This window comes from Arthrobacter sp. B6, assembly GCF_001663775.1.
GTDB lineage: Bacteria > Actinomycetota > Actinomycetes > Actinomycetales > Micrococcaceae > Arthrobacter.
In genome coordinates this window covers 451,692-465,367 of the sequence record NZ_KV467168.1, presented here as the reverse complement: position 1 = coordinate 465,367, position 13,676 = coordinate 451,692, and the positions used below count along the sequence as shown (strand labels likewise).

Here is a 13,676-nt window from a genome sequence, read left to right as displayed (position 1 = left end):
TTGTGGTCAGCAGGTCTTTGGGCGGGTGACCAGCCGGCGGCCTGCGAGCTCGTTGTGCTGGATACGCCGGTACGCCTCCGGCAGTGCGTCGAAGGGGACCTCGTCAACGGTCGGGGCGAGGTTTCCCCGCTCCAGCTCGACGAGCACCTCGGCCAGCGTTGAATGGTCTCCTCCATGGGAGCCCCTCAGGGTTTTTTCGCCCATGATCAGGTCGTAGGTGTCGACCGGTACGTTTCCGTCCGCCAGGCCCACGACAACGACTCTGCCGCTGGGCGCCACCGCCTGCAAGCTGCCGTGGACAGAGCCCGCGGAGCCGACGAAGTCGATCACGACGTCGGGAACCAGCCCGATCTCCGATAGATTCAGGGTGCATTGGCTCGCGCCGGCTGCCTTGGCAGGCGCGAACGACGCAGGGTTGCGATCGACGCCTACCACATGGGCCCCCAGGAGAGCTGCAGTGCGTACAGCGTTCATCCCCAGGCCGCCTAGACCCAGGACACACACCAGCTGCCCTGCGGTCACGGCTGCAGTCTTTTTGACCGCTGTCCACGCGGTAGTAATGGCATCCGGAGCGATGGCCGCCAGAGCATCCGGGACGGCGTCGGGCACACGGACCAGCCTGGCTGCCGGCAGTTCGCAGAACTCGGCGAACCCGCCGTCAATCGTATTGCCCGGGGAGCCGAAGGCGACGTTGCTCGGGTCGTTGGCGGAGATGACCCTGTCGCCCACGGTCCACCCTTCGACGTCCGTGCCCAGCGCGACGATCCTGCCGCAGATCTCGTGCCCGAGGGTGAGTGGTGGCTGAGTAAGGTTCCGCGCGCCAGTGGAAGAGCCAAAGACCTTTCCTTCCATCAGGTAGAGGTCGGTGCGGCACAAACCGGCCGCGAGTACTTCGACAAGCACCCATCCGGGGCGCGGCGACGGAATGGCTACCCGTTCTAGCTGGATGGGTTGGCCCACGGCGACGAATCTCGCAGCCCTCATGGAGGTAGCGGTGGCGCTCATGACGGTCGGTAGCGGAAGGAGATGACCCGTTCGGCGAACTTCCACTCTTCCCCGTCCCACCGCACCCGGTCGATATAGGATCCAAGCTCGGTAATTGCCGGCGGCGAACCGGTGCCTTCCACGTCCACCACCATGAGGTAACAGCGGCCCTGCACATGGGACTCGTCGATGCGGGTCAGGATCAGGTTGTTGTTCCAGTGCTGGCGACGGCCCCGGAGCGGGTCCGCCCGACGCTGCTCAACATGAGCGGCTAGCCCTCGTCGGAGCTCGATGCCGTTGCGAATCGTGACCGCGTCCTCGGTGAAGCAGGTCTCCCACAGCGCCAAATCGTCCTGGTCGGCAGCCTGATTGTAGCGCGCGTAGAGGGACGTGATGGCGGCATAATCTTCCGCAGATAGCCCTCTCACTTGGGCACCTCGGGCGTCTGGCCCTCGGCCCAGGACATGTCCCAGTAGCGGTTCCCGGCAGTGGTGCCGACCGGGAGCAGGTCCTCTATACGGTCCAGGTCGGCCTGGGACAACACGAGCTCCACGCTGGCAGCGTTCTCCGCTACCAGCTCAGGGCGGTCGGACCCTGGGATAGGCACGACGTGGTCGCCTTGGGCGAGCAGCCAAGCCAGTGCGATCTGGGCGGGGCTGCACCCCTTCTCCCCGGCGATTTCGCGAACGATTCTCACGATCTCGAGGTTACGGTTGAAGTTCTCCTCTTGAAATCTTGGCATCCGTCTGCGTGAATCGTCTGGAGGCAGGTCGGCAAGCGACGCGATGGCGCCGGTGAGGAAGCCACGCCCCAAGGGGGCGAACGGAACAACACTGATCCCAAGTTCTTTCGCAACCGGGATCACTTCGGACTCAATGTCGCGTGAGAACAAGGACCACTCGCTTTGAACTGCACTCAGCTCGTGGGTGCGGTGCGCCCGCCGAATAGTCTCAGCACTGGCCTCACAGATGCCGATCCAGCGGACCTTTCCAGCTTCGACCAGTTCGCCCATTGCCCCCACTGTCTCTTCGATCGGCACTTTCGGGTCAGGGCGGTGCAGATAGTAGAGGTCGATGTGGTCGACTCCGAGACGGCGTAAAGACGCTTCGCACGAAGACTTCACGTACGGCCTGTCACCGCGGATGGCGTCGGCCGTGTTCTCGGCCATCGCGACGACACCGAACTTTGTGCTGAGGGTCACTTCGTTCCGTCTGCCGGCGATGACCTCGCCGACGAACAGCTCGTTGGCGTGGTCAGTACCGTAGGAATCTGCCGTGTCGAACAGCGTCATGCCATGTTCGATCGCCGCGTCTACCGCCGCCCTCGCGGTAGCTGTCCCGACGGGCTCGCCGTATTGCCCCGTCAGGTTGAGGCAGCCGAGCCCGAGGGCACCCACTGCCGGGCCCCGGGCACCGATTCTTCTCGTTTTCATTGTCGTAGTCCCTAGTGTGCTTTGGATTGGATTTATCAGGATGCGGTGTGGCCCCGGTCAATCCACCAGGTTAGGTAGCCACATAACGAGGTCCGGGAAGAGGAAGAACACAAACGTCAGCGCGAGATCAAGCAGGACGAAGGGCACTGCCTTCTTGTAGATTCCTTCTGCTTTGAGTTTGGTGATGCCCGAGATGATGAAGACATTCAGGCCGACCGGAGGGGTGATGAGTCCGATCTCGATGATTTTCAGCATCAGGATGCCGAACCAGACGAGGCTGAAGCCCATCTCGTCGACGATCGGCAACATCACCGGGCCCGCGAGGAGCAGGATCGACAGGCTGTCCATGAACATCCCCAACGGGATCAGGATCAATAGGAACAGCAGGATGAGTGCCTGGGGAGGGACGTTCAGCTGTCCTGTCCAGTCCGAGACGAGTTGTGGCAATCCTGCCCGGGCCGCGAAGAAGCCGAAGACCGAGCCGCAAATCAGCAGGAGGAAGATCATACTCGTCGTGTTGGCTGTCTCCTTCAACGCCAGCGATACCACGTTGCGGCGTGTCAGCCCTTTGGGTCGGGCCGACGTGAATATAACGATGAGCAGTGCGGCGAATGCGCCCCAAGCACCGGCCTCTGATGCGGTTAGTAATCCTGAGTACATGCCGCCCATGACGACGGCGAAGAGCATTCCGGCGTAGACGATGCCGCTGAAGCCGGCGAACCGCCTGGACTTTTGTGGGACGCCGAGATCCAGATCAATCCCGGCCGCGGGAATCCGACTCTTCGAAACCGTCGACGCGGCAGGAGCTTCGAGCAGCATCGTTGTTTCGCCGGCGGAAGAACCGCCAGCGGCAACGCCAACCGGTGCAAGATCAGAGATGGCCAAGGATTTGGAGCCGGTGAATTTGCGCAGACCTCCGGTCCCGGTTTCCTTACCGACGTAGGCACGGACCACTACGAAGATGATCAGCGCCAAACAGGATGCAACGCCCGGGATCAGGCCAGCCATGAGCATCTTCCCGGCAGACTGCTCGGCGACCACTGCAAAGATCAGCAGGATTACGCTTGGTGGGATAAGGACGGCGAAGGTACCGGCGGCGACTGTTACGGCGGCAGCGTACGCCGGGTGGTAGCCGGCGCGCCGCATTTCCGTGACCGACAGCCGGCCGAAGGTGGCGATGTCGGCCGCGCTAGTCCCCGAGATCCCGCTGAACATTCCGATGGCCACAGCTGTCGATGCGGCGAGTCCGCCGTGCACCTTGCCCACGACCTTGTTGACCGCCGCGAAGATGGCTTCACCGATTCCGGTATGCGCCACCAGAGATCCGAGCATGATGAACATGGGGATCACGAACAGCGTGTACTTCGACGAACCCGAATAGGGGAATGAACCAAGGATGGACATTCCGACGCCGAATCCGCTCAGGATGACGATGCCGATGAAACCAGAGATGCCGAGCGCGAGAGCGATGCGAACCTGGAGGGAGATCATTATGAAGAACGACGCGAAGGCCACGATGGTGGCGAGTAACTCAGTACTCATGATGAAGAACTTTCTCGTTGTGCTGAGCGGCAGGTTGTGTCGCGTCGGGGCTGGTGGCCATTTCGGGTGCCCCATCAAACGGCCCACCGGTCGCTGCGAAAGCGGTCGCCGGGACGCCTTCTTCAGATGACGCGGTTCCGTCGGGATCATGACGCAGATCGAGAATCTGGCGCAAAATTCCGCACAGGATTGCTACGGCGAGGAGCACGAATCCCAGGAAGATGAAAATCTTGGCTGGGTAAATTGGGATCCGGATCAGGCCGAACTCGACTTCCTGGATCGCCACCGACCGCAGAGCGGGCGCGGCACTCGCGTAGGCGAAAAGCGAGGCCCCGAGGAAACTTATGGTCGTGCCGATGAGTCGTGCCCCCCGGCGCGCCCGCGCAGGCAATTGATCGGTGACAATCGAGGTGGATATGTGCGAGTCGGTTACCTCGGCTCCCAACATCCCGGCGAAAACCAGAATGACCAGAAAAACCTCCGTGATCTCGACGCTTCCAGGAATGCCTCTCCCGAATAACGTCCGCTGTATACCGTCGGTGACCGTGAGGAGCATAAGAATGAATATCCCGGTTCCGGCGGCGATCGAGGCGATCCTACTGGTTGCCGCGAGTACCGAATCGACGACGCGCATTTTCTCGCTTTCTGGTGCGGGGTCCGTTTCCGCAAGCGCTGGCGGCGGGACCGTCGTGTCTGGTGACATCGGGATCGTCACTTATTCACGCACGCTTCTGTGGCAGACTCGTAGGCGGGATAATTCTTCTGCTTGGCTTCTACCTGTTGGGTGTACCGGTCGAAGAACGTCCTGGCCTTCTCTTCGTCGCCGATGGTGCCCGCCCAGGATTTGTAGACGCTGTCACCGACAGCCTTCTCCCATTGATCGACCATGTCGTCAGAAAACACTCCGACCGTCGCACCCTGCTTCAGGAGTGCATCGCACACCTCCGCGCCCATTTCGGCCTTTATCGAAGTCAGCTTTGCGTTGAACTCCTTGCGGAGGTCAACAAACACCTGCTGCACGTCGGGGCCAAGGTTGTCGTATACCGATTTATTGATCACGGTGGTGTCGATCGCGTACACACCAGAACCCGTCTCGTAGGTGTAGGGCGCCACCTCGGCAAATGATTGCTGCGGGATGTATTCCAGTGACTGGGCACCGTACGCATCGATCGTTCCGCGCTGGAGTGACTCGTAGACCTCTTGGCCGGGGATTCCGATTGGGTCCGCGCCGATGGCGTTGAATACCTGGGTGATGTTGCCAGCGGTCCGAACCTTGAGTCCCCTCATGTCCTCAAGCGAATCGATCGGTTCTTTGGCCCCCATCATTGCTGGCCCCAACTGTTTCCAGGCGAGAACTACGACGCCGTTGTTCTCCCATTCAGCCCGGAACTCTTCATCGGTTTCGTAGAGTTCCGCGTAGGCGTCGGTGACCGCAGCGGGGTTGCCTTCGTTGGTGAAGGGCAGTCCCACTACTTGGGTCAGTGGCAGCTGGGCGGGGTAGTAGATCGGGTTGATTTCCCCCATGTCGACCTGGTGGCTGGCGACTCCTTCGAGCATCGTGTCCCCGCCGAGAAGGGCACCTGACCATGATCCCTTCATCGTCACGCATCCGTTGGTTCGCTTTTCCAGTTCGGAGGCGTACCAGCCCGCCATGGTTATTTCGGAAGGGCTCTTGGGCGTGCTGTACGCGGCGTACTGTAACGTGACTTTCTCGCAGGACTCTGCGTTGGTGGTGACGCTGCTGGCACTGCCGCCCGCACACGCGGTGAGCGAAGCGCAAACTAGTGTCACGATGGATACGCCCACAGCGCGTTTTGCTGGACTTTTCATTTTATTTTCTCCGTTTTCGGTCTGCGCACTCAGGCAGCAGAAGGCTTTCGACTTTTCGTTTCGCCCGGAAGCGAAGTGCATTTCGACGAGAGGACCGAACTAGTTGGTGAAGCGAGCGTGCACAGCAGGTGAAGATCCAGGCTCTTATGATCGGTACAGAACGTCGATGGGTGCCGCTCCTGAGCTCCGATTCGGCGCCGCAACCGTAGCCGCAGGGCCTACTCAGCTCGGGAGCGGGCGAACGAAAATCCGCTCCGGCGAAGCGTCGGCAACTAACGTATCCCCAGGCCCCGAGGTCACGCCGAGCTCAGCACTGAGCTCAAAGGACAACGGGACGATAAGGTTTGTCACTCGCATCGATACCCTCAATCAACCATGATTAATGTTACCGATTTCAACTTTGATGTGATCTGCACTGCATGTCAAGACCTTCGGCTATATTGATAATAATCAAATATAAGTGTTAGGGGTGCTGCGTTGATTGATAACGAAGAGATCGCAGGCACGCGGTCAAGCTCGGCCGCTAATCTGTCTGGCACCAGGTGGGGACCCGAGCTCATGGGAGCCGGGAGTTCGATTCTGAACAGGGCTGAGCAGGCCGCGGCCGCCATCGAGACGATCGTGAAGTCGGCCGATCCTGGGTCCCGCCTGGGCACCAAGGAGGAGCTGCGCAAGGCATGCGGGGTGGCTGTGGGCACGTTCAACGAGGCGCTTCGACTGTTGCAGACACGGGGTCTGGTAGCGGTCCGCCCCGGGCCCGGTGGTGGCCTGTTCGCGGCCGAACAGTCCGTGCAGGTCCGACTGGGAAACTCCATGCTTGCCCTGGACGCAGGTGCGATGGCCGTGGCCGATGCAGTTCGGATCCGCGATGCCCTCGACCCCTTGCTCATGGAGGACGCCCTCGCCTACGCCTCGCCGGCCGACATCGTGCTCATGCGCAAGAAGGTCGAGACCATGCGCCTCGCGTCCGAGCAAGGCGACGCGATCGCGTTTGTGCACGCGAACTGGGGACTGCACACGGAGATCGCCAGCGTCAGCCCGAATCAGTTGCTCTCTTCTTTCTACAAGAGCCTGCTAGAGATCATCGAGTCGCACACGCGTGCGGTGCACGGCACCCAGGACCAACCGCTTCCGGAATATCTCCACGAGCGCTCCGTGCTGCACGAGCGGATGGTGGATGCAATTGAGCAGCGGGATGAGGAACTGTCCCGCCAGGTCCTCTTCGACCACAACACGACAAGCGTCAAGACCTGAGCGTTGGCTGTTGACAGGATGAGATGCCTGCGCAGATGATCGACACGGTGTCCACGTCGATGCAAGGCAGATTCCAGATGGACCCTGTCATCCGATTAGTTGTAGTCCATTGATCGGCGCCAGGGTCCGACGAGACTGACCTATAGCTCGCGAAACGGGGTGATTGCCTCATTTGGAAAACGCTCGCGAAATCACGGGCGGCTACGGTCGCGGCGGTGAGATGAGGGATGGACCTGTCGAAGGCAATGCGTAGGGAGAACACGAAGAAAAGTACGCAGCCGATTATGCGAAGTCGTCGAAGAACGCCAAGGGATTGCTTCTGGACGAGCTCGTTGCCATCATCCGGGGTTGTCCAGGGCTAACGCCGCCGGGCACTGTCCACGGGGGATAGGCGTAAGGCCCAGCGAAAATTGGTGGTGCGGAAGCCGCGGGGACGGATTTACGGCGATGACACCCTCAAGGTCCTGATCAGTGTGTGGCGGCTCGCCGGGATGCCCTCAGGCAAATACCTGGCAGCGACCATTGACTTGTGGCTACCGAAGCTGGACGCGTTCGGGGAACTCGATGCGAAGCGGCTGGCCCCCGCAGTGGCGGCCCAGCTGATGCAGGGTCTCCGGGGCCACGATCGACCGGCTCCTCAAGCCCACCAAAGACGCAGCCAAACCCAAGGCCCGCCTACAACCAAGGCCCAGCGCGTCATCGACTCCGGAATCCTCGCCAAAGCCAAAGCCTCTGAACTCGCCGAGCTGACGGCGGCTACCAGCTCGGCCGACCCCACCCGCGGCATCACCACCATCCAGACCGAACTGATAGCCCTCGCCGTAGCGAAGCATCAGCTGCGCGAGCAAAAATAGATGAGGCACGCGCACCACTTTCGCGAGCATCTTGCCATGAGTCACTACGGGGCCGGCCCCTGATTCACGCTCGAAATCGACATTGGATTGGCCCTCATAGGCAGTGTTCGTGTCAGATGCACCGCGTCGCGAGCGTCGGTCTTCAGGGTGGAGAACTCGATGGGTTTCGGACATGACGGACCGGAAGTAGATGTCCCTGAGCGGAGTTGGCGAGGGCTGCCTCTGTCACGGTCCGACCATGGGGGTAGGCCCGGACGGCAGGCTCGACTTCCTCGATTGTGGGTGAGCCGTTAGTCCCTTTTTGTTTCGTGCAAGTGGAATTACCCGACGAGCTGGATCAGGAACGCTATCCCGTGGCCTCTGCAGCACGAAGGAACAATTCCGGGAGAGGCACAAGCCTGCTTTGGTGAACTTCGCTGCATAGGAATCCAACTTCCCTAACTACTGGGCGTGGAGGTCGATCTTGGCCGCCCCGTAAGTGGAACGCCGCAAGTCTTTCATTGAGCCGGTCCGATACCGCTGGCGACAGCTTGGTAACCAAAGGCCAAGGCGCAGCAGGTCTTGGACGACGGGCCGGGGCGCTGGCTTAGTTGCGGACCTCACCTCGGGGGCTGCTGAACGCTGCAGCAAGGGGCGCAGAGGCGGTCGTCCTTATGATTCCAGTCTTGACACTAGACCACATCACATTTACCGTTGAAATCGCTATTATCGATCATTATGATTATGGCTTGAAGCCGCGATCGGTCACGCGATTTATTCCAAGAGGAGCTTTTGTGCGTATCGCTAACCACGACAACCGAGCTGTTGTGCTGGTCTCTGACGAGGCCGGCATTGATGTCCATACCGCCAGCGACGGCAGGTTCGGCCCGGATTTGGGTTCGGTCTACGCCCAATGGAATGAGTTCGCTGGGTGGGCCGGTTCCCTGACCAAGGCTTCCGTTGACGTGGTCGTTGACCGGTCCTTACTCGGGTCCCCGTCGCCTGCGCCCCGGCAGATCTTCGCGATTGGGCTGAACTACAGTGAGCACGCGAAGGAGTCAGGGTTCGCCCAGCCGGATACGCTGCCTCCGGTGTTCACGAAGTTTGGCACCTGCCTCGCGGGCGCCGAAACCGAAGTCGTGCTGCCTGAGGGAGGGAACACGGACTGGGAAGTCGAACTCGTTGCCATCATCGGTACCGAGGCCAAAAACGTCCCCGCGGCGCGGGCCTGGGAGTACGTCGCCGGGCTCGCGGTCGGGCAGGACATTTCCGAACGGGTCTCCCAACTCCGCGGCCCGGCGCCGCAGTTCGGGCTGGGTAAGTCATTTCCCGGGTTCGGTCCTGTTGGGCCGTGGCTGGTTACTCCCGACTCCTTTGATAATCCGGATGATCTGGAAATCGGGTGCAGTATCGACGGCGAGGAACTTCAGAAGGGCCGGACCAGTGAACTGATCTTCTCTGTCCCGGCCCTGATCGAGGGCCTGTCCCAGACGGTGACCCTGCTCCCGGGCGACATCATCTTCACTGGCACCCCTGCCGGTGTCGGCCTGGGCCGCAGCCCTCAGCGATTTATCCAGGCCGGTGAAACCCTGGTCTCCCGGATTGAAGGGATCGGCGAAATCAGCCAGACCTTCATTTCTCCCGGCAAATAAACAGAACTGTACTGGCGCCGGATCCACGACCTACCTAAACCCCTGGATACAAAGGAGTAATCCCATGTCACTGCACCGTCTGACCCGCGTGGTGATGGGTGTGCCGAACGTCGCCGAAACGGCCGCCTATTATGAGGAATTCGGACTCGACCCTCTGGGCAACAACTCGTTCGGGACCCGGGACGGCGGCGAACAACTCAAAATCATCCACGCCCCCAGCCGCCGTCTGGTCGAACTCGGCGTCGGCGCCGACAACGATGACGACGTCGCCAAGGTCACCTCCCAGATGACCCGACTCGGTGTCCCGATCAACCACAACGGCACCGAACTGCTCGCCACCGAACCCGTCTCCGGGTTTACCGCCCGCATCCATGTCGCACCCCGGATCGCTCAGGAAAAAACTCCTGCCACCCCATACAACGGGCCAGGCCGCATCGACCGCTTCGGCCGGGCCCCCGGAGTCGTCAGGGACTACGTGATCAAGCCCCGCAAACTCGGGCACACCGTGATCGGCACCGTGAACCTGGAAGCAACCATGCGGTTCTTCACCGAAGGCATCGGCTTCAAAGTCAGCGACTACATCTCCGATAAAGGCGCGTTCATGCGCTGCTCAGTGGACCATCACAACGTCCTGGCCCTCGCCGCACCCGTGAACTTCCTGCACCACACCTCCTGGCAGGTCGATGACATCGACGACGTCGGCCGCGGCGCGAAAGCCATGCTCGAAAACAACCCCGAACGCCACATCTGGGGCCTCGGCCGGCACCACGCCGGCTCCAACTTTTTCTGGTACCTCAAAGACCCCGCGGGAAACTTCTCCGAGTACTACTCCGACATGGACTGCATCCCCGAAGACGAAATCTGGACCCCCGAAACCTTCGAAGGCGCTCAAGGCCTCTTCAACTGGGGCCCACCCCCACCCCCTTCCTTCCTCGAACCCGACGACCTCGCCGCCCTCATGACCGGCACCCACGCACCGACGACCATGGGATAAAACGATGATCCGTACAGCCATGCCGGCTGAGTTTCCAGGAATCCATGGCCTGCCCGCAATACGGCGGCAAGCCGCCTACGTCGGACACTGGGAAAACCTGTGGTGCAGGGAGTTCATCGAGCTGCGCTGTGGCGCAGCAGTCGTCGGGGCAGGATGGGTCGATGAAATCGCGGACGACGGCACGGTTATCTGGGTGAATCGAATTAACGGACTGGGCAGGTCAATGATCCACCGCTCCGATGGAATCGACGTCTGGCGTGTGGATTCACGGGTCCAGGGGAACCGGCCCCAATCCTGAACTTCTCCAATCAGCGACCGAGCAGACCCGAACCTGCAGCTTGAAATCGCACAAACCACGTGAGTGCCGATCAGGACAATCTCCCCTACGGACGACTACCCCGCCGCCCCGCGCGCTAAGCGTATATACACCGGTAGTAGATCGCTGGATTCGTTAAGGGTTAGTCCAAGCCGGCCAATTCGAGCCCATAGGAGATCCAATGCAAACCCGAACTTGCCCGATGGGCAGCCCGACCCGACAATGCATCCGAGAAAAAAGACCACAGCGTGGTGCTCATCCAGCCTGATGGAGCAAGTCTCTGACGACGACGAACTCATTGCGTGGCCGTGGGCGGGGTTCCAACCCAACAAGGTGACCTCGTCGAAGGCTTCGGCGGTGCCATGGATCTGGTAGTTGGCGCCACACGTGGCATCGTGGTCACAGACCACGTCGCCAAAGGAATGCAGCCCTAAAATCGTTGCGGAGTGCGGCCTTCCCCTTACCGTTGACCGGATGATCAGCGACCGAGCCGTCACTGACGTTGGAAACGGAGGCCATGTCCCCGGGCAAGACGCACCTGGACATACTGTCTTAGAAATGCAGGAAATTTGCCGGACGTCCTTGCTCGTCTACCCTGATACTTCTATTTGGGGATGGCCGGACGTCGAATTCTCCGCGGCGCTGCGTCAGCAGGCCCTCGAACACGTGAGGGATACTCAGAACATTCGGGGCGCCCGGGCATTACGCCGCCGAGCAAGCGGCCTTGGCTGCGCTGATGGCGTGGCCGCCGAGGAGTGCCGCCGGGATGGAGGAGAAGCGTCCATTGAATCGGGAGAAGGGAGTCCAGGCATAAAGGGCGATTCGGGCGCTTATGCTTATGCCCCTACTGGAGGGGACCGGGTGGCAGAAGCGGTGGCCTGCTGCGAGGCATGCACCCCTCATTCAGCTGCCAGATGACCAAGTGCTGCCGAATACGGCATCGCTTGCGCCGGGATTCCCGTTCTGGCACTGCTCAGGACCCCATGGCACTGCCAGACTTGGTCAGCGGCCCAATCACTTCAGCCGTCAGGACCTCTATGCGATCAAGAATCCGGTCGGCTCCGGGTTGGTCAATATAGAGAGCAAGCCCCTGGATACGCGCGGTGCATTGATCCGGATGACCAGCACGGGCTGGGCCTGATCGTTTCTATCCTTCTGTCCGGGACTACGCACGAGAATCGCATCGCTTCCTTCTTCGACCGGAACGAGAGGAATCCGCAAGGTTGCTCTGGGGTGTGCCATCAACGTGGATGTTAGGTCGCGCATCCAGGCGGATGCCTAAGCGTGTAGTGCGTTGTGCACGGCAGTGGATAAAGCCGGCGCGTAACGGTATGCCACGTGGAGGACCGCTGCCCCTTGCCTGCTTCCAAAGAGGCGATGGATCCGCCGCAAATTTCTGCCCTGTCAGGTCTCAGGATCCGCTTCATACCAACCCACCCAGGCGGACGAGGTCAATTTGATGCTGGGCGCCGCCAGCTCCGCTTCCCACAGGGCAAGGTCCTTGCTGTGGACAAGGTGGGACAGCAGTCTCATTTGATGTGCCAGGAAAATCATGGAGCCATTTCCCTTCCAAGCGTAGGTCGCCAGCCGTTCCAAGTCCGCAGCGACGACGCTGGGGAGACTCGACGGGCGGCATGTAGGGCCATTGAACGGAACCGGATGCGAGATGCAGGCCGGCGTAGATAGGGAATCAGCGGGGAAGCACCTCGATGGCTCCGATTTGACGTAAGGGGAAGCCTTTCGTCATGGAGAGGTGGCACAGGAACGGACGATGGAGCAGGAGCCGACGGTCCTGCACGGCGGAACGTTGTCAGGCTCCCGTAAGCGCACGGTCGGTCAAGTTGGAAAGCCCGTATGCTCCACGGCATCATCGACACCCCAGCAAGGGCTGCGGCGCTAAACATGGACATTCCCCTATACCAGCAAGTAGTCGCCGTCAGGCTGGCAGACGAAGAAAGGAGGCTGTTCGACCTGGGCGAACGGAACAATCAGCCATTCGTTCCCATAAAATTCAACGTATGAGTCCGATGGGCATCGGGAATAGGCTTCTTCGCGTGTCATCTCACTGCTTCCTTTCTCGTCGTGTATGTACCCATAGGATGACCATAATCAATCACTATTAATGATAGATGTGACCGACGACTCAGTCAATAATCGATCATTACCATTATTATCTATAACTATTAATCGTGAGGTGCGGAACCCCCATCAGCGGAGGCCGCGCGTCGTGTGCTGAGATCGGTGGAACCGCTCACGCGATACCTAGCCTCCGGCGGGACGGCAACGGGCTACATTGACGCCTGCCGGCCCATTTCACTTGGCTGCATTTGCCTTGCACCAGGGTCTCCCGTGGGCGTGGCCGTCGTGCTTAGGTATAACCATGGCTGCACCAATAGAGGACTACGCGCTCCTGTCAGACCTCGCTACCGGGCCACTCATCTCCCGGAGCGGAAGCGTGGATTGGCTCTGCTTTCCGCGCTTTGACTCACCTTCAGTTTTCGCAGCACTTCTGGGTACTGAGAAGCATGGGCGGTGGCTGATCGCACCGGCTCAGCCCGACGCTGTAGTCGTAAACCGTCAGTATCTGGAGTCAACTTTCGTTCTTGAGACGACGTGGCGTACCCCGAGGGGACGGATCCTGGTGACGGACTTCATGCCAGCCGGGCGGGGACGGTCCTCACTTTTGCGACGGGTGACCGGGCTCAAAGGTAGAGTTGCCGTGCGGCAGGAGCTGGCTATCCGCCCTAACTACGGAGCGCTCACCCCATGGATGAGCCGGGGGCGCAGGGACCCGGCCAACTTAGCCGGGGAAACGCTGCTAGCCATCGCAGGGCCTGAT

At 60.7% G+C, this 13,676-nt stretch carries 13 protein-coding genes and 1 pseudogene; 7 read left to right on the top strand and 7 right to left on the bottom strand.

Annotation, left to right across the window (positions count from 1 at the left end):
* Window positions 1–6: 6 nt before the first annotated feature.
* The 6 genes from AU175_RS01965 to dctP form a co-directional block, all read right to left on the bottom strand.
* Window positions 7–1,005 carry a zinc-binding dehydrogenase gene (locus AU175_RS01965; RefSeq protein ID WP_082978965.1) on the bottom strand — a complete coding sequence of 333 codons (999 nt, stop codon included), beginning with the start codon at window positions 1,003–1,005 and terminating at the stop codon, window positions 7–9.
* Complete coding sequence (locus tag AU175_RS01960) at window positions 1,002–1,412, bottom strand: nuclear transport factor 2 family protein (RefSeq protein ID WP_066285410.1); 411 nt, start codon at window positions 1,410–1,412, stop codon at window positions 1,002–1,004. The genes AU175_RS01965 and AU175_RS01960 overlap by 4 nt, the downstream gene beginning before the upstream one ends.
* Window positions 1,409–2,416, bottom strand: coding sequence for an aldo/keto reductase (locus AU175_RS01955; RefSeq protein ID WP_066285409.1), 1,008 nt, complete (start codon window positions 2,414–2,416; stop codon window positions 1,409–1,411). Before AU175_RS01955 ends, AU175_RS01960 begins: the two co-directional genes overlap by 4 nt.
* 57 nt (window positions 2,417–2,473) lie before the next feature.
* A complete protein-coding gene (locus AU175_RS01950) occupies window positions 2,474–3,958 on the bottom strand; it encodes a TRAP transporter large permease (protein WP_066285407.1) in 1,485 nt (494 codons plus the stop codon).
* Window positions 3,948–4,592 carry a TRAP transporter small permease subunit gene (locus AU175_RS01945; RefSeq protein WP_066285405.1) on the bottom strand — a complete coding sequence of 215 codons (645 nt, stop codon included), beginning with the start codon at window positions 4,590–4,592 and terminating at the stop codon, window positions 3,948–3,950. Before AU175_RS01945 ends, AU175_RS01950 begins: the two co-directional genes overlap by 11 nt.
* Before the next feature lie 77 nt (window positions 4,593–4,669).
* Window positions 4,670–5,788, bottom strand: coding sequence for a TRAP transporter substrate-binding protein DctP (gene dctP, locus AU175_RS01940; protein ID WP_197497012.1), 1,119 nt, complete (start codon window positions 5,786–5,788; stop codon window positions 4,670–4,672).
* A 558-nt stretch (window positions 5,789–6,346) separates the two neighbouring features.
* On the opposite strand from dctP, the gene AU175_RS01930 reads away from it, so the two are divergent.
* The 5 genes from AU175_RS01930 (at window position 6,347) to AU175_RS01910 (ending at window position 10,819) form a co-directional block, all read left to right on the top strand.
* Window positions 6,347–7,042, top strand: a complete 696-nt coding sequence (locus AU175_RS01930; protein WP_066285401.1) for a FadR/GntR family transcriptional regulator — start codon at window positions 6,347–6,349, stop codon at window positions 7,040–7,042.
* 413 nt (window positions 7,043–7,455) lie between these two features.
* Entirely contained in the window at window positions 7,456–7,896 is a 441-nt protein-coding gene (locus AU175_RS01925; RefSeq protein ID WP_156642123.1) for a hypothetical protein, read from the top strand.
* 773 nt (window positions 7,897–8,669) lie between these two features.
* Window positions 8,670–9,527: a fumarylacetoacetate hydrolase family protein gene (locus AU175_RS01920; RefSeq protein WP_066285397.1), complete on the top strand. Its 858-nt coding sequence runs from the start codon at window positions 8,670–8,672 to the stop codon at window positions 9,525–9,527.
* 64 nt (window positions 9,528–9,591) lie between these two features.
* Window positions 9,592–10,521, top strand: coding sequence for a VOC family protein (locus AU175_RS01915; RefSeq protein WP_066285394.1), 930 nt, complete (start codon window positions 9,592–9,594; stop codon window positions 10,519–10,521).
* 4 nt (window positions 10,522–10,525) lie between these two features.
* A complete protein-coding gene (locus AU175_RS01910) occupies window positions 10,526–10,819 on the top strand; it encodes a hypothetical protein (RefSeq protein WP_066285393.1) in 294 nt (97 codons plus the stop codon).
* A gap of 1,422 nt (window positions 10,820–12,241) precedes the next feature.
* Here the strand turns inward: AU175_RS01910 and AU175_RS22530 are convergent.
* Entirely contained in the window at window positions 12,242–12,370 is a 129-nt protein-coding gene (locus AU175_RS22530) for a hypothetical protein (protein WP_269449468.1), read from the bottom strand.
* A 321-nt stretch (window positions 12,371–12,691) separates the two neighbouring features.
* Between AU175_RS22530 and AU175_RS21595 the strand changes: the two genes are divergently transcribed.
* Both AU175_RS21595 and AU175_RS22600 read left to right on the top strand, forming a co-directional pair.
* Window positions 12,692–12,859 (top strand): hypothetical protein, encoded by a 168-nt coding sequence (locus AU175_RS21595; protein ID WP_156642121.1) that lies wholly within the window; start codon window positions 12,692–12,694, stop codon window positions 12,857–12,859.
* 358 nt (window positions 12,860–13,217) lie between these two features.
* A pseudogene (locus tag AU175_RS22600) lies at window positions 13,218–13,586 on the top strand (trehalase-like domain-containing protein); the annotation flags it as partial.
* Window positions 13,587–13,676: the final 90 nt, after the last annotated feature.